This window comes from Pseudomonas aestiva (assembly GCF_039908605.1).
Lineage (GTDB): Bacteria > Pseudomonadota > Gammaproteobacteria > Pseudomonadales > Pseudomonadaceae > Chryseomonas > Chryseomonas aestiva.
On sequence record NZ_CP150916.1, the window covers coordinates 702832 to 719543 of the forward strand.

At 68.2% G+C, this 16712-nt stretch carries 18 protein-coding genes and 1 pseudogene; 7 read left to right on the forward strand and 12 right to left on the reverse strand.

Annotated features, from left to right (window positions below; genetic code table 11):
* Positions 1–61: 61 nt before the first annotated feature.
* Positions 62–205 carry a hypothetical protein gene (locus AABM56_RS03285; protein WP_007161029.1) on the reverse strand — a complete coding sequence of 48 codons (144 nt, stop codon included), beginning with the start codon at positions 203–205 and terminating at the stop codon, positions 62–64.
* A gap of 177 nt (positions 206–382) precedes the next feature.
* On the opposite strand from AABM56_RS03285, the gene AABM56_RS03290 reads away from it, so the two are divergent.
* A complete protein-coding gene (locus AABM56_RS03290) occupies positions 383–1483 on the forward strand; it encodes a catalase family protein (RefSeq protein ID WP_133863265.1) in 1101 nt (366 codons plus the stop codon).
* A gap of 8 nt (positions 1484–1491) precedes the next feature.
* Here the strand turns inward: AABM56_RS03290 and AABM56_RS03295 are convergent, their stop codons facing one another.
* A complete protein-coding gene (locus AABM56_RS03295; protein ID WP_133863248.1) occupies positions 1492–2124 on the reverse strand; it encodes a glutathione S-transferase family protein in 633 nt (210 codons plus the stop codon).
* 127 nt (positions 2125–2251) lie between these two features.
* Here AABM56_RS03295 and dbpA point away from each other — a divergent pair, with 127 nt between their 5' ends.
* Positions 2252–3625 (forward strand): ATP-dependent RNA helicase DbpA, encoded by a 1374-nt coding sequence (gene dbpA, locus AABM56_RS03300; RefSeq protein WP_133863249.1) that lies wholly within the window; start codon positions 2252–2254, stop codon positions 3623–3625.
* 315 nt (positions 3626–3940) lie between these two features.
* Here the strand turns inward: dbpA and AABM56_RS03305 are convergent, their stop codons facing one another.
* The 5 genes from AABM56_RS03305 to AABM56_RS03325 form a co-directional block, all read right to left on the reverse strand.
* Complete coding sequence (locus AABM56_RS03305; RefSeq protein ID WP_133863250.1) at positions 3941–4825, reverse strand: oxygenase MpaB family protein; 885 nt, start codon at positions 4823–4825, stop codon at positions 3941–3943.
* Positions 4826–4828: 3 nt separating this feature from the next.
* Positions 4829–5416, reverse strand: a complete 588-nt coding sequence (locus AABM56_RS03310) for an NUDIX domain-containing protein (protein WP_347883829.1) — start codon at positions 5414–5416, stop codon at positions 4829–4831.
* Between the two features lie 116 nt (positions 5417–5532).
* Positions 5533–6180, reverse strand: a complete 648-nt coding sequence (locus tag AABM56_RS03315) for a TIGR04211 family SH3 domain-containing protein (RefSeq protein ID WP_133863252.1) — start codon at positions 6178–6180, stop codon at positions 5533–5535.
* A 236-nt stretch (positions 6181–6416) separates the two neighbouring features.
* Positions 6417–6629 (reverse strand): hypothetical protein, encoded by a 213-nt coding sequence (locus AABM56_RS03320; RefSeq protein ID WP_133863253.1) that lies wholly within the window; start codon positions 6627–6629, stop codon positions 6417–6419.
* Between the two features lie 22 nt (positions 6630–6651).
* The gene (locus AABM56_RS03325) at positions 6652–7488 is read right to left on the reverse strand and encodes a CDP-diacylglycerol diphosphatase (RefSeq protein WP_263259837.1); all 837 of its coding nucleotides are present in this window, start codon (positions 7486–7488) and stop codon (positions 6652–6654) included.
* On the opposite strand from AABM56_RS03325, the gene AABM56_RS03330 reads away from it, so the two are divergent.
* A complete protein-coding gene (locus AABM56_RS03330; RefSeq protein WP_017642690.1) occupies positions 7487–7753 on the forward strand; it encodes a DksA/TraR family C4-type zinc finger protein in 267 nt (88 codons plus the stop codon). The genes AABM56_RS03325 and AABM56_RS03330 overlap by 2 nt on opposite strands.
* 83 nt (positions 7754–7836) lie before the next feature.
* On the opposite strand, the gene AABM56_RS03335 is transcribed toward AABM56_RS03330, so the two are convergent.
* Complete coding sequence (locus AABM56_RS03335; RefSeq protein ID WP_133863254.1) at positions 7837–8541, reverse strand: glutathione S-transferase N-terminal domain-containing protein; 705 nt, start codon at positions 8539–8541, stop codon at positions 7837–7839.
* 145 nt (positions 8542–8686) lie between these two features.
* Between AABM56_RS03335 and AABM56_RS03340 the strand changes: the two genes are divergently transcribed.
* A complete protein-coding gene (locus tag AABM56_RS03340) occupies positions 8687–9436 on the forward strand; it encodes an alpha/beta fold hydrolase (protein WP_133863255.1) in 750 nt (249 codons plus the stop codon).
* A 3-nt stretch (positions 9437–9439) separates the two neighbouring features.
* The gene (locus tag AABM56_RS03345) at positions 9440–10486 is read left to right on the forward strand and encodes a metal-dependent hydrolase (RefSeq protein WP_133863256.1); all 1047 of its coding nucleotides are present in this window, start codon (positions 9440–9442) and stop codon (positions 10484–10486) included.
* Positions 10487–10548: 62 nt separating this feature from the next.
* Here AABM56_RS03345 and AABM56_RS23115 read toward each other — a convergent pair.
* Positions 10549–10680: pseudogene (locus AABM56_RS23115) on the reverse strand (DUF1127 domain-containing protein); the annotation flags it as partial.
* A gap of 168 nt (positions 10681–10848) precedes the next feature.
* Between AABM56_RS23115 and AABM56_RS03350 the strand changes: the two are divergent.
* Positions 10849–12294: a PLP-dependent aminotransferase family protein gene (locus tag AABM56_RS03350; RefSeq protein ID WP_263259833.1), complete on the forward strand. Its 1446-nt coding sequence runs from the start codon at positions 10849–10851 to the stop codon at positions 12292–12294.
* Here the strand turns inward: AABM56_RS03350 and AABM56_RS03355 are convergent.
* Positions 12291–14009, reverse strand: a complete 1719-nt coding sequence (locus AABM56_RS03355; RefSeq protein WP_347883830.1) for a GGDEF domain-containing protein — start codon at positions 14007–14009, stop codon at positions 12291–12293. The genes AABM56_RS03350 and AABM56_RS03355 overlap by 4 nt on opposite strands.
* A 245-nt stretch (positions 14010–14254) precedes the next feature.
* On the opposite strand from AABM56_RS03355, the gene AABM56_RS03360 reads away from it, so the two are divergent.
* Positions 14255–14764 carry a nucleoside 2-deoxyribosyltransferase gene (locus tag AABM56_RS03360; protein ID WP_133863259.1) on the forward strand — a complete coding sequence of 170 codons (510 nt, stop codon included), beginning with the start codon at positions 14255–14257 and terminating at the stop codon, positions 14762–14764.
* A 139-nt stretch (positions 14765–14903) separates the two neighbouring features.
* Here AABM56_RS03360 and AABM56_RS03365 read toward each other — a convergent pair whose 3' ends face one another.
* Together AABM56_RS03365 and AABM56_RS03370 are read right to left on the reverse strand one after the other, a co-directional pair.
* Positions 14904–15605: a glutathione S-transferase family protein gene (locus AABM56_RS03365; RefSeq protein ID WP_133863260.1), complete on the reverse strand. Its 702-nt coding sequence runs from the start codon at positions 15603–15605 to the stop codon at positions 14904–14906.
* A 154-nt stretch (positions 15606–15759) separates the two neighbouring features.
* Positions 15760–16662, reverse strand: a complete 903-nt coding sequence (locus AABM56_RS03370; RefSeq protein WP_133863261.1) for a LysR family transcriptional regulator — start codon at positions 16660–16662, stop codon at positions 15760–15762.
* Between the last annotated feature and the right edge of the window lie 50 nt (positions 16663–16712).

A 16712-nucleotide genomic window follows, 5' to 3' on the forward strand; every position in this document is an offset into this window, starting at 1 on the left:
CAGCCGGTCACAAAGTGTCGCGGACGCCGCTCAGGCTGTCGTCCGCGGGTCAGGGCACTGATTAGCCAGGGGTGCCCGATTCGGTCGCGCCAGCCACGTCCGGATCGTCCGGAAACTCTTCCGGCTCCATGTCCGCATAGGGCAGTTCTTCAGGCGGCGGGGTGTTGCTGGGGTTGTCGTAGGTCTTCTGGTCGGCGTCGCTCATGGTGGTTCTCCTCGATGGGTGTGAAGATATCGAACCCCTCTGGGCGGGGCCGTTCCCGAGCAGCTGTCGACAGCGACCTCGTGTCGGCCAGGTGGTCAGGGATCGAACGTCGTTAGCGCGATAGCGGTCCATTGGCTTACCGTCTCCTCCGAATGACGGCGCCCGAGGATTCCCATGATGACCACGCCCACCGCTGTCCATCCGTTGCCGTTCCAGCCCGCCTTCGAACAGGTGCCGGACGATGAAGCCGACACCGTTCGCGAGATGGTGGCGGCCATGAGAGACATCACCGAGACCACCTACGCCAATGGTGGCCATGCCATCCGCAGTGTGCATGCCAAGAGTCATGGCCTGCTCACCGGCCAGGTGACGGTATTGGACGGCCTGCCGCCGGCCTATGCCCAGGGCGCCTTCGCCGCGCCGGGCAGCTATGCCGCGGTGCTCAGATTCTCGACCAATCCGGGCGATATCCTGGCCGACAGCGTCTCCACCCCGCGGGGCCTCGCTCTCAAGCTGATCGACGTGCCGGGCGAGCGCCTGCCTGGCAGCGAAGGGCAGGTGACCCAGGATTTCGTCATGCAGAACGCCCCGGCCTTTACCGCGCCGGATCCCAAGACCTTTCTCAAGACGCTCAAGCTGCTGGCCAAGACCACTGACCGCGGCGAGGGCCTGAAGAAGGTCGCCTCGGCAGTGTTGCGGGGTACTGAGAAGGTGGTGGAAGCCCTTGGCGGCGAGAGTCCGACGCTGAAGAGCCTGGGTGGCCACCCGGAGACCCATCCGCTCGGCGAAACCTTCTACACCATGGTGCCCTTTCTCTATGGTCCCTATTTCGCCAAGCTCAGCGTGGTCCCGGTGGCGCCCGAGCTGACCGCCCTGACTGACGCGCCGGTCGAGGTCAACAGCAAGCCCGACGGCCTGCGCGAGGCGGTCAATGCCCATTTCGCCCGGCACGGCGGCGTCTGGGAGATCCGCGTGCAGCTGGGCGTCGATATCGAGCAGACGCCCATCGAGGATGCCTCGGTGGTGTGGCCGGAAGATCTCAGTCCCTATGTGACCGTGGCGTGCCTGGAGGTCCAGCCGCAACCGGCCTGGAACGAGGCGCGCTCGCGCGAGGTGGACGACGGCATGGTGTTCAGCCCCTGGCACGGTCTGGCCGCGCATCGCCCGCTGGGCGGCATCATGAGGTCGCGGCAGCCGGCCTACGAAATGTCGTCGCAGTTCCGCAGCGAGCGCAACGGTTGTCCGTTGCACCATCCGCGTGGACCGGTGGAGCTGTAGCCGCGGTACTAGTTGAGCGTGGCGAGCTCGGCGTCGTCGAGTTCGCGGGCGCGTACCGCGGCCGGGCGGCTTACCAGCCCGGCGACATAGCGCTCGAAGTGCGGACGTTTCTCGATGGTGCCAAAGGCCATGCCCCAGGCGAGATGGGCGCCGACATAGACGTCGGCGGCGGTGAAGCGATCGTCCACCAGGTACTCGCCCGGGGCCAGGGCGGCGTCAAGGGTGTCGAGCACCTCGGCAAGGCTGCCATAGCCCACCGCGCCGCGCTTTTGCGGGTCCTCGGGCAGGATGACGCCCAGCGCCTGGTTGGTGGTGGCGGCCTCCAGCGGACCGGCGGCAAAGAACAGCCAGCGGTAGTAGGCACCGCGCGCCGGATCGCTCAGTGGCGGCGCGAGCCCCGCGGCGGGAAAGGCGTCGGCGAGATAGGCGCAGATGGCGGCGGTCTCGGTCACCACGGCGGCGCCATGGCGCAGCGCCGGCACCTTGCCCATGGGATTGATGGCGCGATAGGCCGGGGATTTCATCGCCGGCCCGTAGTCGACCCGCTGCACCTCGTAGGGTTGTCCGAGCTCCTCCAGCAGCCAGCGCACGATGCGTCCGCGCGACATGGGGTGGGTATAGAGCACAGGCCGGTCGAACATGGTGAAGCTTCCTTGAGTTGTCGTACCCCTTAGCATAGGTAGCCCCTCATCCAGCGTCCATTCACAGGAGCCTGGGTACCCTTCTGCTAAACTGGTAAACCTTTACCAGCCGTTTCACAGGACTCCCGTGCCCTCATCCTTCGCTTCCCTGCCACTGGCCGAGGCCATGCAGGCCAATCTGGCCGAGCTCGGCTACCTGAGCATGACGCCCATCCAGGCGGCCAGCCTGCCCATCATCCTCAAGGGCCAGGACCTCATCGCCCAGGCCAAGACCGGTTCGGGCAAGACGGCGGCCTTTGGTATCGGCTTGCTGACGGGACTCAATCCGCGCTATTTCGGCTGTCAGGCCCTGGTGCTCTGTCCGACCCGCGAACTGGCGGATCAGGTGGCCCGCGAACTGCGCCGCCTGGCGCGCACCACGCCCAACCTGAAGATCCTGACCCTCTGCGGCGGCATGCCGCTTGGGCCGCAGATCGCCTCCCTGGAGCATGGCGCCCAGGTGATCGTCGGCACCCCGGGTCGGGTGCAGGAGCACCTGCGCAAGGGCACCCTGGTGCTGGACGGCCTCAATGTCGCGGTGCTCGACGAAGCCGATCGCATGCTCGACATGGGCTTCATCGAGGCCATCGCCGACATCCTCAGCCAGACCCCGGCACGGCGGCAGACGCTGCTGTTCTCGGCGACCTATCCGGAAGGCATCGAGCGCCTGGCCCAAGACTATCTGCGCGCGCCGCTGCGCATCAGCGTCGAGAGTCAGCACAGCGAGACCCAGATCCGTCAGCGCTTCTACGAGATCGCCGCTCAGGATCGCCTCGCTGCCGTGGTGCGCCTGCTCCGGCACCATCGCCCGGCCAGCGCCGTGGCCTTCTGCCAGACCCGCCAGCAGTGCCAGGAGGTGGTCGAGGCGCTGCATGCCCAACGCATCTCCGCGGCTGCCCTGCATGGCGATCTGGAGCAGCGCGAGCGCGATCAGGTGCTGGCGATGTTCGCCAACCGCAGTCTCTGCGTGCTGGTGGCCACGGACGTGGCGGCCCGCGGCATCGACGTCGCCGGCCTGGAAGCCGTGATCAACGTGGAGCTGTCCCGCGATCCGGCGGTGCACGTGCACCGTATCGGCCGCAGCGGGCGGGCGGGAGAGCAGGGCCTGGCGCTGTCGCTGGTGGCCCCGGCCGAGGCCAGCCGCGCCCAGGCCATCGAGGCTCAGCAGGGCTCACCGCTGGATTGGCAACCTCTCGGCGCCCTGCGCGACACCCCGGAGCCGCTGGTGCCGACCATGCACACCCTGGCCCTGGCGGCGGGCAAGAAGGACAAGCTGCGCCCCGGCGACATCCTCGGCGCCCTGACCGGCGACGCCGGCCTGCCCGGCGCCAAGATCGGCAAGATCACCCTGTTCGACAACCAGGCCTTCGTCGCCGTGGAAAGAGACATCGCCCGCCAGGCGCTGCAGCGGCTGAGCGAAGGCAAGATCAAGGGCCGGTCGATCAAGGTGCGGATGCTGTAGGGGCGAGTTGGCCCCTTCGCATCCTGGTTACATCTTTCGGCAGGGGCTTTATCGCGGCCATGGGCCGCTCCTATGGATAGATTGGATACCTGTAGGAGTGGTCGATACGGCGCACCGGCATGGCCGCGGGCCTGTCTCAGGTGAGTGGTAGCGCCGTAGCGTGGAAAACGGCGCAGCCTTTTCCACTGGGACTTCGCCGCGAGGCGCGCCCTCACCCCAACCCTCTCCCAAGGGGAGAGGGGGCTATCCGAGCAGGTGTTCGTCTCCATTAGCCTGCGTAAGAGTGGTTGCCCCGGCGCACTGTCATGCCCGCGATCACGGCGAAGACTGATCGTCGATCCCCATCCGCCGTCTGGCGCGATGGGAAGAGCCGTTGCGGACGGCCCAGCGCAGTACCGGGGCGGTGGCGCCGATACCGGTACGAATCAGCCGTTTTTGCAACGGGCCCTGGTGGAAACCCAGTTCCGCGCTGGCCCAGTCGGGCAGCAGGTCGATGCCGGCCTGCATCATCAGGGCGCCGAAGGGCTTGGCCAGGGCGCTGGGCGCGGGCGCCTGCAGCAGCACCCGGCAGACCTCGCGGCTGCGTTCGTCGCAGACCAGCTGGGGGCGGATCGCCTGGTAGTAGGCGGCGATCTCCGCTCGCGAACGGGGCACGTCGGTCGCGCCCAGGCGTTCGGCGACCAGGGCGATCTCGGCGTAGTAGCGATCCTGTTCGGCACCCGGCAGCTGGGGATCGAAATAGCGCAGATAGGCCGCGAGGAAATGACTGACCTCGGCCACATGGATCCAGGTCAGCAGCGCCGGATCTTCGGCGCTGTAGGGGCGACCGTCGGCGGCCTGGCCGCGGATATGCCGGTGGATGGCCTGGACCCGGGCGATCAGCCGGTCGGCATCGCCGCGGCTGCCGAAGGTAGTGGCGGCGATGAACTGGCCGGTGCGGCGCAGGCGGCCGAGCATGTCTTCGCGAAACTTCGAATGGTCCCAGACCCCGGCCAGAGCCAGCGGATGCAGGGTCTGCATGAGCAGGGCGGCGATACCGCCGATCAGCATGCAGGTGAAGTCGCTGTGTACCCGCCAGGGGACGCTGCCAGGCCCGAACAGCCCCGGATCGCCCGGCGGCTGCTCGTAGTCGACCTCGCCCAGGGACAGTCCGGTGAGGCTCATCACCTGCCGCTCGATACGATCGCGGATCAGTTCCATGGGCTAGCGCGACAGCAGGTAGAGGGCGGCGTACTGCAACAGCATGATGGTCTTGCCATCCAGCAGCCGACCGTCACGGGCCATGGCCAGGGCCTCGTCGAAGGGCAATTCCAGCAGCTCGATGTCCTCGCCTTCCTCGTGCAGGCCACCGCCGTCGGCGATGCGCTGGTCGGCGCGGTATTCAGCGGCGAAGAAGTGCAGCAACTCGGTCACCGAGCCGGGACTCATGAAGGCGTCGAACAGGTGCTGGACGTTGTCCAGGCGATAGCCGGTCTCTTCCTCGACTTCGGCCTTGATGCGCTCTTCCGGGGCGGCCGCGTCGAGCAGGCCGGCGGGTGTCTCCACCAGCAGGCCATCGGCCAGGCCGTTGCCCAGGGTCGGCAGGCGGAACTGGCGGATCAGCAGCACGGTGCGCCGTTCGCGGTCATACAGCAGGATGGTGGCGCCATTGCCGCGGTCGTAGGTCTCGCGGGTCTGGCGTTGCCAGCTGCCGTCGCGGCGCTGGTAGTCGAAGGTGGTCTTTTTCAGCAGGCCCCAGTCGGCGGAAAGGGTCTCGACCTGCTGGATTCGAACGCGCGGGGTGTCGGGCATGGGGGCTCGTCTGGACGGGAAGCGTCGGGCCACGGTAGCAGACGCGGTGCCTTTCTAAGGCACGCGCCGCGACCCCGGGTTCCACCCCCGCCGTGAGGACGGCTGGTAGCCGACGTCTAGAACCAGCGGTCGTTCTTCTTGCGACCCCGCGTCATGGACGGCAGGATCAGGCCGGCCAGCAGGCCGGCGCCGGCGATGCTGCCGCCGTAGACCATGTACTGCATCAGCGCCTGCTTGTTCTCGTTGCCGAGCTTGGCCTGGGTGCTGCGCAATTCCGACTGGGCCTGGGTGAGCTGGGCGTCGAGATCCTTGCGGCGGCTCTCCAGTTCGTCGATCTGCTTCTTGCGCGAATCCAGGGTCTCCTGCATGCCCTGGACGCGATTCTTCCAGCTGTCGTCGATGGTCTTGAGCTGACCGCTCAACTCGGCCACCTGCTGTTCCAGCTGCGGCAGGCGCTCGGCCTGGCCGGGCTTGGCCTGCAGGTCGGCATTGGGGATCCAGACGGTGCTGCCGCCTTCGCCGCGCACCTGGCTGTAGTCGCCCTGGGTGCTGATCAGCTCGACCTTCTGCCCGGACTTGAGGGTGCCGACGATGCGATAGCCATCGGTGGGACCACTGCGGACATAGGTGGTCAGGCTGTCGCTGACCCAGCGGGCAGTGCCTTCCTGGGCCACGGCGGTGCCGGCCAGGGAAGCGAGGGAGGCGGCCAGGCAGAGGCCGAGATGCGGGAGGCGGGACAGCAGGCGAGATGGGGACATGGGCATGATCGGGTCTTTATGCATGAGCTGAAAAGATGAAGGCCGTGGTGAACAAGCCGGATTATTGTGGGGCAGTACCCTAGCAAGCTGCCGCGCTCTATCCGCCAACCCGTAGCGCCCGCTGTTCGAGACGGTGAAGCAGTTCAAGCTTTGGCGGCGGAAAGCGACGGCCAGTGTCATCTTGCCGCCATGCGGCGGCAGGCGAAAGCTGCCAGGTCATTCAGGATCTTGCCGGCGGCGCTTCAGAGGCGCTGCAACAGATCCAGGCTCAGGGCCGCGAGTGCGCCCAGGCCGGCGCAGCCGAAGGCAAGCGCCTTGCCCCACCAGTGTTTCCAGGCGATGGCGCCAGCCAGCATGCCCACCCCGCAGAGCAGCAGGCCGGACTTGAGATAGAAGTCGGACCAGGCGAGCAGCTGATCGATGAAGTCGAAGAGTTCTTGGAATTCCTGCGGCATGAAGCCTCCTGGCGCGCTGGCGCTATTGAGTCGCCGGGGCCCCGGTCGTTCCCTGGCAGTCCGCCGCCAGCAGCCGCTCGGCGGAACCCTGGTCGCCCGGCTGGCTGCCCGCGCGGCCGGCCAGCAGCAGGAACTGGCGGCTGGCATCCCGGCTCGGCAGCGCCACTACCGCCAGCGACAGCCGTGGGTCCGGCAGCGGGTAGGGCGGCTGGCTGGCCAGGGCCTGGAAGAAATCCGCAGCCAGCAACTGGGCTTCGCTCAGCCGCCGCGCCTGATAACGACCGCCCGCCAGCGCCATGGGCAGCGCGCGCCAGTGTTCGTCCAGCTCGGGCACCAGTGGCGAGAGCTGCTCGCGCACCTCGGACCGCAGGCAGGCCAGGTGCACATGCAACTGATCCTGGCTGCGCCCGCTGGGGGCATTGAGGGCCAGGGTGATCCGCTCGTCCGCCACCGGCGCTTGGCCCCAGGCACTCAGGTACCAGCGCTGGCGCCAAGCCAGGCCGAACCAGTTGGGTTGGCCGGGCTGCCAGAGCGCCGGACTCTCCAGTCCGCGCAGGGGCCGCAGGGGTACCAGGATGAAATGCTGTCGCTCACCCGGCGCGCGCAGCACGGCGAAGCCGGGGTCCTTGACCACCTGGCGACAGGGGGTGGCCAGGCCGCTGAGGCGGGCATTGGGCACGCAGAGCCCGGTCGTGACCTGGCGCAACAGGTTGCGGCTGGCACAGCCCGTCAGCGCCATGCCCAGCATCAGCAGCCACGACAGGCGCTGCCACGACGAGCGGATGCTGGGCGGCAGCGAACAACTGCGCGAACTGCGCTTCCAATGGCTATCAGGGCAATGCAGCGGGAGATCAGCCATGGCCAATGGTTGGGCCGGAGACGGCGCGGTTCAGGAACAGATCGACAGCACGGTGGACGATGCGGTGCAACGCGCCCGCAGCCGTCTGCACCGAGGCGCGAGCCTCACCCATTGTGAGGAGTGCGGCGACGCCATCCCCGAGGCGCGCCGCCAGGCGGTCCCGGGTGTGCACCTGTGCATCCGCTGCCAGTCCGAGCAGGACGCCGAAGACCAGCGCGCCGGCGGCTACAACCGGCGGGCGAGCAAGGACAGTCAGTTGCGCTAGGGCCGGGGCGGCCTGCGAGCACCTGAAGGCCGGACGTTCCGCCAGCGCCCTCTGAGGCAGCCCCAGCTCGACGTCGGCCGGCATCAGGGCGCTGCCGGGATCTGCAGGCCGCGTTGCACCGCCGGGCGGGCGAGGAAGGCGTCGAGGGCGCGACGGACCTCGGGGAAGTCCTGGAAGCCGATCAGGTCGGCTACCTGGTAGACCTCTAGCAGGGCGCGGATCCAGGGGAAGGTGGCGATGTCGACGAGGCTGTAGTCCTCGCCCAGTATCCAGGCGCGGCCCCTGAGCTGACCCTCCAGCACGCCGAGCAGGCGCCGGGCCTCGGTCACGTAGCGGTCGCGGGGGCGCTTGTCTTCGATGTCCTTGCCGGCGAACTTGGTGAAGAAGCCGAGCTGGCCGAACATGGGGCCGATGCCGCCCATCTGGAACATCAGCCACTGGATGGCCTGGTAGCGTTGCGCTGGCGCCTTGGGCAGCAGGCGTCCGGTCTTTTCCGCGAGGTAGAGCAGGATGGCGCCGGATTCGAACAGTCCCAGGGGTTCGCCACCGGGGCCGTCGGGGTCGAGGAGGGCGGGGATCTTGTTGTTGGGGCTCAGGGAGAGGAATTCTGCAGTGTGCTGGTCGTCCTGGCCGAAGTCGATGCGATGCACCTCGTAGGGCAGGCCGAGCTCTTCCAGCAGGATGGCCACCTTGACGCCATTCGGCGTGGGCAGCGAATAGAGTTGCAGGCGCTCGGGATGCCGGGCGGGCCAGCGGTGGGTGATGGGGAAGCGCGACAGATCGGCCATGGTGGACTCCGGAAAGGGGGCGGTTCTGGGTGAGACCGGCCAGCGCGGCCCGGGTTGCCGGGTCTTCAGCGAAGCGGAACTTCGCGCGATGCCTACCCCTCCATCTGAGACGTATCCGCCTTCAGCCCCGCACCGAGGATTTCCCATGCTTCCCCACAGTCAGCAGGGCAGCGGCTCGCCCACCTTCGTGCTCATGCACTTTCTCGGCGGCTCGCACCGCACCTGGTTTCCCACCACGCCCTACCTGGATGGCGAACACCGTTGCGTGGCGCTCAATACGCCCGGTTTCGGCGATGCCGCCGCGGTCGAGGGCTACAGCGTCGCCGAGATGGCCGACCAGGTGGATGCCAGCATTCGTGCCCTGGGCCTGGAGCGTTGCATCCTTGTGGGCCACTCGATGACCGGCAAGGTGGCCGTGGTGCTGGCGGCGCGGCGACCGGAGTATCTGCTCGGACTGATCCTGGTGGCGCCTTCGCCGCCCGGGCCGCAGCCCATGAGCGAGGCGGATCGCGATGCCCAGCGCGCCTATGGCAAGAGCCGGGCGGAGGCCGAGGCCTTTGTCGACGAGTCCAGCGCCCATCGCCTGCCCGATGCCATCCGCGAGGTGGTGATCGCCGATGCCCAGCGGCTGAATCTGCAGGCCTGGCGGGCCTGGGTCGACCATGGCAGTCGCGAGGACTGGAGCGACCGCATCGGGACCCTGGACTATCCGATGCTGCTGGTCTGCGGCGCCGATGACCAGCAGGTGCCGGGTCCGGACGAACAGCGCCGCACCACCCTGGCGGCCTTCCCCAACAGCCGGCTGGAGGTCATTCCCGGTGCCGGTCACCTGATGCCGCTGCAGACGCCCCAGGCCCTGGCGCGGCTGATGCTCGACTTCGCCCGGGAGCTCTGACCGGTGGATTCGCTGACCCAGGCCGTGCTCGGCGCTACCGTCCAGACCGCACTGCTGGGTCGCTGGCAGGGTCGGCGCGCGATCCTCTATGGCGCCGCCCTGGCCACCCTGCCGGATCTCGATGTGGTCATCGACTACGGCGATGCCGTCAAGGAGATGACCTACCACCGTGGCTTCAGCCATTCGCTGTTCGTGCTGACCGGACTGGCCCTGCTGCTGACCTCGATCTGCGGCCGCTGGCGCGATCCGGGTTACAGCCAGGCACGCCTGTTCCTGACGCTCTGGCTGGTACTCATTACTCATCCCTTGCTGGATGCCTTCACCACCTATGGCACCCAGCTGTTCTGGCCGCTGCCGACCACCCCGATAGCCTGGTCCAGCGTCTTCATCATCGATCCGCTCTATACCCTGCCATTGCTGGTGGCGGTACTTGCCGGCCTGGTGGTTGGCCCCCGGGGCAGAACCCCTCGGCTGGCCATGGTGGCTCTGCTGCTCTCCACGGCCTATCTGGGCTGGACCCTGGTGGCCAAATATTCCGCCGAGCGCCAGGTGCGCCAGGCGCTGGCGGCCCAGGGGCAGGCGGATGCCCGCCTGTTCAGCGCGCCGCTGCCTTTCACCAGCCTGCTCTGGCGGGTCATGGTGGATGACGGACCCGAACGCTACCGGGAAACCTGGGTGGGGCTGTTCGACGACCGCCCGCCAACCTTGGTCCCGCTGCCACGCGGGGGCGAACTGGCGCCGATCGTCGCCGACTCGCCGGCCGAACAACGGCTGCGCTGGTTCACCGACGACTGGCTGCGCTATGACCGCCTGGGCGACGACCTGGTGGTGACCGATCTGCGCCTGGGCGCCACTGGCTACCACAGTTTCCGTTTCGCCCTGGCTCAGCGCGAGGCCAGCGGTTGGCGGCTAGTCGCCGAACCCTCGCTGTGGCCGCGTGAGCGCGGCGGTCGCGAACAGCTGGCGGTGGTCTGGCGCAGACTCTGGCACCCGGAGTCGCTGGCACCGGTGGCGGACTGGGCGGCGCGGCTGTCGCGCCTGCCGGACTGACGCCAGGCCTCCAGCAGCAGCCGCCACCAGGGGCGCTGGGCCTCGCGCAGGGCGGTATGGCGATCCAGGCCGATATCGGCCAGTTCCCGGTCGGTAAGGTCCGGCAGGCTGCGGCGGGTGGTCAGCTGGCGCTGGAACAGCAGCCAGCAGCCGCTGGCGCGGGTCTGATCGTCAAGGCTGGGGTCTCTGGGCATGACGTCTCTCCTAGGCTGTCTCCATGCTCCGCCGCTAGCCGCCTCAGGGGCAGACCCAGGCCGGTGGGTTGTCCGCCATACAGCCGCCTTACAGCGTTCGGCTGTATGGTGCAGTGCGTGGCCATCTGTATGGCGCGTGTTTCCTGTCTACGCCGCTATAGTCCGAGCATGAATCGCTATCAGCTGTTGGCCGATGCCCTCGGCCGTCGTATCGAACAAGGCCTCTATCGACCGGGCGAACGCCTGCCGTCGGTGCGCGCCCTGGCCCAGGAGCACGGGGTCAGTCTGGCCACGGTGCAGCAGGCCTATCGGCTGCTGGAGGATCGCGGGCTGGTGGAGCCACGGCCCAAGTCCGGCTATTTCGTCCGCCTGGAAAGACGCGTCATCGAGTTGCCGCGGGTGACCCGTCCGGCGCGCTGGCCGGTGGAGGTGTCCGGCTGGGAGCCGGTACGGGAGCTGATGACCAGCACCCCGGATTCGGTACGGGTGCAACTCGGCCGCGGCCTGCCGGATACCGAGGCGCCAACCCTGGCCCCCTTGCTGGCCGGCATGGCGCGCCTGGCGCGGCGGCCGGGCAATGCCGGGCTGTCCTACGACAGCATCCAGGGCGTGGCGGCCTTGCGCGAACAGGTGGCCCGGCTGCAGCTGGATGCCGGCTGCGTGCTCACCGCCGATGACATCGTCATCACCAGCGGGGCCCACGAGGCCCTGGCCACGGCCTTGCGCGCCACCTGCCAGGAGGGCGACATCGTCGCGGTGGATTCGCCGACTTTTCACGGGGTGATGCAGACCCTCAAGGGTCAGGGCCTCAAGGCACTGGAGATCCCCACCGATCCGCGCACCGGCATCAGCCTGCCGGCGCTGGAACTGGCCCTGGAACAATGGCCGGTACGGGCCATCCAGCTCACCCCCAGTTGCAACAATCCCCTGGGCTACTGCATGCCCGAGGCCAACAAGCGCCAGCTGGTGGCCCTGGCGCGCAAGCACGACCTGGCGGTGATCGAAGACGATGTCTATGGCGATCTGCTCTATGGCTATCCGCGGGCGCGAGCGCTCAAGGCCTTCGACGAAGACGATCGGGTAATCCTCTGCAGTTCCTTTTCCAAGACCCTGGCGCCCGGTCTCCGGGTTGGCTGGGTGGCGCCCGGGCGCTATGCCGAGCGCATCCTGCACCTCAAGTACATAGGCACCGGCTGCACCGCCCCCCAGCCGCAGCTGGCCATCGCCGAATTCATCGCCGCCGGCCACTACACCGTGCACGTCCGGCGCATGCGCGCCCAGTACCAGCGCAATCGCGACCTGATGAGTGCCTGGGTGCAGCGCTACTTTCCCGCGGGTACCCGGGTCAGCCAGCCCCAGGGCAGCTTCCTGCTGTGGGTCGAGTTGCCCGAGGCCTGCGACAGCCATCGACTCAATCGCGAACTGCTCGCCCAGAGCGTACAGATCGCCTGCGGCAGCATCTTTTCCGCCTCGGGCAAGTACCGTAACTGCCTGCGCCTGAACTATGCCCAGGCCCAGCGTCCAGGGATCGAGGAGGGCGTGCGGCGCGTCGGCGAGGCCGCCTGCCGGCTGCTCGACGAAGTGCTGCCGCGGTCGCTGGCGCTGTCGGTCTAGCCGGGTTCGGCGATCTCGCTGCAATTGCGCCCGCGATGCTTGGCCCGGTAGAGGGCGGCATCGGCCTGGGCCAGCAGGCGGACCGGGACGCCTTCCGCCAGCCGCGGCGTCACCGCCACGCCGAAGCTGGCGGTGACCGGCAGCGCCTCGGTTGGGCCGACGGCGAAGGGCGCCTCGGCGATGCCGCAGCGCAGGCGCTCGGCCAGTGCCAGGGCGTCGGTTGGCTGGGCCACATCGGCGAGCACGGCGAATTCCTCGCCACCGATCCGGGCGATGCGATCACCGGGACGCAGCAGCTCGCGGCAGCGCTGCGCCAGTTGCTGCAGCAGCAGATCACCGGCGGCGTGCCCGTAGGTGTCGTTGATACGCTTGAAGTGATCGATATCGAAGGCGATCGCCGCCAGCTGTCCGGCGGTACGGATCACCCCCTGGGCCAGCTCGCGTTCGAAGGCGCGTCGATTGGCCAGGCCGGTCAGGTAGTCGGTCTCCGCGCGGACCCCCAGTTCGGCGATCAGGGCATCACGCTCCTCACGCAGCCGGTCGGCCTGCAGCAACTCGTCCTCCAGCTGGGCGAAGGCGGCGAACAGGCTGCGCGGGTCGTCTTCGGCCACCGTCCCGAGCGGTCGGGCGCGCCGGCTGAGGCTGAGCAGCCGCTGGGTATTGGCCAGCAGCGGCGTCAGCAGGCGCTGCTTGAGCAACAGCAGACCGGTACCCAGCGCCAGCAGGATGCCCACCGCCGCGGCGATGGTCAGCCACAGCCGCAGCTGGGCTTCGCGTGCCAGGGCATCGGCTTCGTCATGGGCCAGACTCAGCATCTCGTCGCGCAACTCCAGGATGCTGACCATGGTCGGGACATAGCCCTGGGCGAAGCTGGCCGCAGTGGGCGCCGTGCCGGTCGCCAGGGCGGCGAGGGTCTGGTGGTACCAGTCCAGGCCTTCACCCAGATAGCGCCCCTGCACCTGCACGAAGCGGTCACGCTCGGGGCGGCCGGGGGCCAGGTTGAGGTTGCTGCGCAGGAGATCCATCAACTGGTTGATGCGGCCCTGGGTCTGCAGCAACTGGACCTGTTCCGCGCCGCTGGGCAGGCGCTGCGCCTGCAGCGCCGGGGTCAGCAGCGAGCCCAGGCGTCCGGCGGTGTCGCGCAGGCGGGCGGCCAGCTTGGCATTGACCAGGTAGATGGCCACGGCCGGGCTGCGCTGGATGAGGTCGTGCAGGGTGATGTCGGCGGTGATGAAGTTGCTGTCGAGGGCGCGGAACATACCCTGGACCACGGTGGCGATGTCCTGGGACGGGGGATCGTCCGGCGTCCCCCGGAGGCGCTGGTCGACCCGGGCACGGGCCTGCAGCAGCGTCTGATAGCCGTTTGCCGCCTGCTCGGCGGTCACGCTGCATTGCCGGCAGCCCTGCAACAGCACCTGTAGCCGGGCGAAGCGCTGATCGCTCAGGGCCCGGGCGCGCGCCAGCTCATGGCTATCGCCGCCGCGACCGCCGAGCAGGGCATTGGTCGGGCCACGCTCGGCGGAGACGGCTTCCACCAGCCGCAGCGCCTCCTCGTAGACCGGCAACTGGTCACGGGTCAGGCCCATGCTCATCGAATTCTCATGGGCCTGCTGGACGAGCAGGGCCATGCCGCAGGCGGTGGCGAGCGAGGTCACCACCAGCAAGGCATTAATCAGTCGATTGAGATGAGCGGTCAGCAGAAAACGGCCAGACATCAGGCGACACCGAAGCGAGCATGCCCAGGAGGCGAGCCGATTCCGGACAGCGGAGGATTCAGGCTCTCAAGGTGCGCCGATGTTAAAAGGTCTAGCTTTCAAAACGTATACAGCCGGGGCCAGGTGGATTGGTTATTGCGCCAACGGTCATGCCGGCAGCACGAGTGGCAGGGTGGCCACGAAACCTCATCAGGCAGACGCGGTATCGCCCACCCTCTACACTGGCCATTTCGCGAGGTCCTGCCATGCCACCCCGTATCTATCTTGCCGGTCCCGAGGTCTTCCGGCCCGATGCCGTCGCCCAGGGCGAGGCGCTCAAGGCGCTGTGCGCCCGTCACGGCTGCACGGGGCTGTTTCCGCTGGACAACGCCCTTCCCCCGGGGCTGACCGAACCAGGGGAGCAGGCGGCCTGGATCTATCGGGCGAATCTGGCGCTGATCGAGCAGGCGGATGGCGTCCTGGCCAGCCTGGATTTCTTTCGCGGCGCCGAGCCTGACAGCGGCACCTGTTTCGAAGTGGGCTATGCGGTGGCGCTGGGCAAGCCGGTGGTGGGCTATGTCCCGGAGGCGGGCAGCCTGGCCGAGCGGATTCGCGCGCGACATCCCGAGTGGGTAGGCGTGGGGCTGCTGGACCGTGACGGCTGGACGCTGGAGGAATTCGGCCTGCCGCTGAACCTGATGCTGGCGGTATCGGCCAGCATCGTCGTCGGTGGGCCGGAGGTGGCCCTGGCAGTGTTGCGCGAGCGGCTGGGCTAGCGAGTCAGGTGGGTACGACCCTCACCCCGGCCCTCTCCCAGGGGAGAGGGGGTGGTTAGCGGTCAGTCCAGTGGAAAAGGCTGCGCCGTTTTCCACGCTACGGGGCCTTGACCCAAGGAGGGGAGCGGTTGCAGTGGCGTCAGCCGCGTGCCAGGGACGCCAGTTCGTCCAGTCCGCTGTTGCCGTCGGCATAGGCCGCGCGGAAGCTGTCGCGCTGCTGCCAGCGCGCCCAGAAGGCCGCCAGGTGCTCGAAGCGCTCGTCCAGCGGCGTCTGGTTGGTGGGGAACTTGGAGAAGGCGATGGCGGTGCACAGGGTGATGTCGGCAAAGGTCGGCGCCGCGCCGCCCAGCAGCCACTCGCGACCATCGGCCAGGTGCCGATCCACCAGCGCCGCGTGCATCAGGGCTTCCTTGCGGCAATGCTCGCCCCACTGCGGATTGTGGGTCAGCTCCAGCTTGTGGCCGAGGCCTTCGTGCTGCACATGGAACATGGTCACGATGCGATAGAGCACATGGACGAAGATGCGGTCGTTCCACATGGCGTCCTGGCCCTGCTCCAGCGGCGTTTCACCCATTACCTTGCGGCCGGGATAGCTGTTGTCCAGATAGCGGGCGATGGCCGCGCTCTCGGCCAGGTAGCCGCCGTCGGCGAGCTCCAGGGTCGGCGTCTCGCCCCAGGGATTGCGCTTGAGGTGCTGCCACTGGCGTTGCTCGCCTTCGGGCGCCATCTTCAGGATGACCTCCTCGAATTGATCGGCGATGCCCTTTTCCTGGATGAACAGCCGCAGCCGCTGCGGGTTGGGAAAGGCGGACGGCGAGGTGAAGAGGCGTAGCTTGGCCATGGAGGGCTCCGGAAGGGACAGTGACGAAGCATGCGACTGCGGGCAGTCGTGCCGCGTTCGTACGAGGTGACCAAGGATGCCGGGCCAGGGCCGGGGCGAACAGCCAAGCCGCTGTATGCCCTCCATGCAGAGAGTCGATTGGTCAGGCCGGCGTTCAGCTCACGAGGCTGGCGACGATCCGTTCGCGCAGCCAGGCATGGGCTGGATCGCGGTGCAGGCGTTCGGGCCAGAGCAGCAGCATGTCGAAGCCTGGGATGGCCAGGGGGGGCGGCTGGACCTGGAGGCCGGGATGGTTCAGGGCGATCTGGGCGGGCAGCAGGGCCACCAGATCGCTGACCAGGAGGACACTGGCCAGGGTGGCGAAGTGGGGCACCGACAGCACCACCCGCCGTTCGCGGCCCTGTTCCGCCAGCAACCGGTCAGTGACGCTGGCAAAGCCGCCACCGCTCGGCGAGACCAGCGCCTGATCCAGTTGGCAGAAGGTTTCCAGGGACACAGGTTGCTGCAGCGCCGGATGGCCGCGCCGGCCCGCCAGCAGATAGTGTTCGGTGAACAGCAGCCGCTGACGCAGACCCGCTGCGGCGGTATCGGCCACGTCCAGCGCCAGGTCCAGGCGATCCCCCTCCAGTTGCTCGGCGAGCAACGCCGGCTTCTTGTCCAGCAGCGCCAGGCGGATGCCGGGCGCCTGCTGGCGCAGGTCAGCCAGCAGCGGGGTGAGCAGGGTGGTGGCACTGTGGTCGCTGGCAGCGATGCGCCAGGTTCGCTCGGCGCGAGCCGGTTCGAAGGGGGCGGGCGGTGCCAGAGCCTCGTCCAGGGCGGCCAGCGCCTGGCGCAAGGGTTCCCGCAGCGCCGCCGCGCGCGCCGTGGGTCGCATGCCGCGCGGCCCAGGTAGCAGCAGGGGATCGTCCAGCAGCTGGCGCAGCCGGCCAAGCTGCAGGCTGACGGTGGGCTGCGCCAGATTCAGGCGGCGCGCGGCGCGGGTGACGTTGAGTTCCACCAGGAGGGCGTCGAGAGTCACCAGCAGATTGAGATCGAGGCGGCGCAAGCTATTGTGCATGGCAATGGCTACTGTTTCGGTAATTCATTTCCAGCATAACTCCGCCGTCC

Excerpts from the sequence above, each read along its gene's own strand:
- AABM56_RS03315 (WP_133863252.1), bottom strand. The coding sequence starts at position 6,180 with ATGCCCATGTCCCCATCTCGCCTGCTGTCCCGCCTCCCGCATCTCGGC.
- AABM56_RS03285 (WP_007161029.1), bottom strand. The coding sequence starts at position 205 with ATGAGCGACGCCGACCAGAAGACCTACGACAACCCCAGCAACACCCCG.
- AABM56_RS03365 (WP_133863260.1), bottom strand. The coding sequence starts at position 15,605 with ATGGCCAAGCTACGCCTCTTCACCTCGCCGTCCGCCTTTCCCAACCCG.
- AABM56_RS03320 (WP_133863253.1), bottom strand. The coding sequence starts at position 6,629 with ATGCCGCAGGAATTCCAAGAACTCTTCGACTTCATCGATCAGCTGCTC.
- AABM56_RS03370 (WP_133863261.1), bottom strand. The coding sequence starts at position 16,662 with ATGCACAATAGCTTGCGCCGCCTCGATCTCAATCTGCTGGTGACTCTC.
- AABM56_RS03340 (WP_133863255.1), top strand. The coding sequence starts at position 8,687 with ATGCTTCCCCACAGTCAGCAGGGCAGCGGCTCGCCCACCTTCGTGCTC.
- AABM56_RS03360 (WP_133863259.1), top strand. The coding sequence starts at position 14,255 with ATGCCACCCCGTATCTATCTTGCCGGTCCCGAGGTCTTCCGGCCCGAT.
- AABM56_RS03325 (WP_263259837.1), bottom strand. The coding sequence starts at position 7,488 with ATGGCTGATCTCCCGCTGCATTGCCCTGATAGCCATTGGAAGCGCAGT.
- AABM56_RS03305 (WP_133863250.1), bottom strand. The coding sequence starts at position 4,825 with ATGGAACTGATCCGCGATCGTATCGAGCGGCAGGTGATGAGCCTCACC.
- AABM56_RS03295 (WP_133863248.1), bottom strand. The coding sequence starts at position 2,124 with ATGTTCGACCGGCCTGTGCTCTATACCCACCCCATGTCGCGCGGACGC.
- AABM56_RS03350 (WP_263259833.1), top strand. The coding sequence starts at position 10,849 with ATGAATCGCTATCAGCTGTTGGCCGATGCCCTCGGCCGTCGTATCGAA.
- AABM56_RS03330 (WP_017642690.1), top strand. The coding sequence starts at position 7,487 with ATGGCCAATGGTTGGGCCGGAGACGGCGCGGTTCAGGAACAGATCGAC.
- AABM56_RS03290 (WP_133863265.1), top strand. The coding sequence starts at position 383 with ATGACCACGCCCACCGCTGTCCATCCGTTGCCGTTCCAGCCCGCCTTC.
- AABM56_RS03335 (WP_133863254.1), bottom strand. The coding sequence starts at position 8,541 with ATGGCCGATCTGTCGCGCTTCCCCATCACCCACCGCTGGCCCGCCCGG.
- AABM56_RS03355 (WP_347883830.1), bottom strand. The coding sequence starts at position 14,009 with ATGTCTGGCCGTTTTCTGCTGACCGCTCATCTCAATCGACTGATTAAT.
- AABM56_RS03310 (WP_347883829.1), bottom strand. The coding sequence starts at position 5,416 with ATGCCCGACACCCCGCGCGTTCGAATCCAGCAGGTCGAGACCCTTTCC.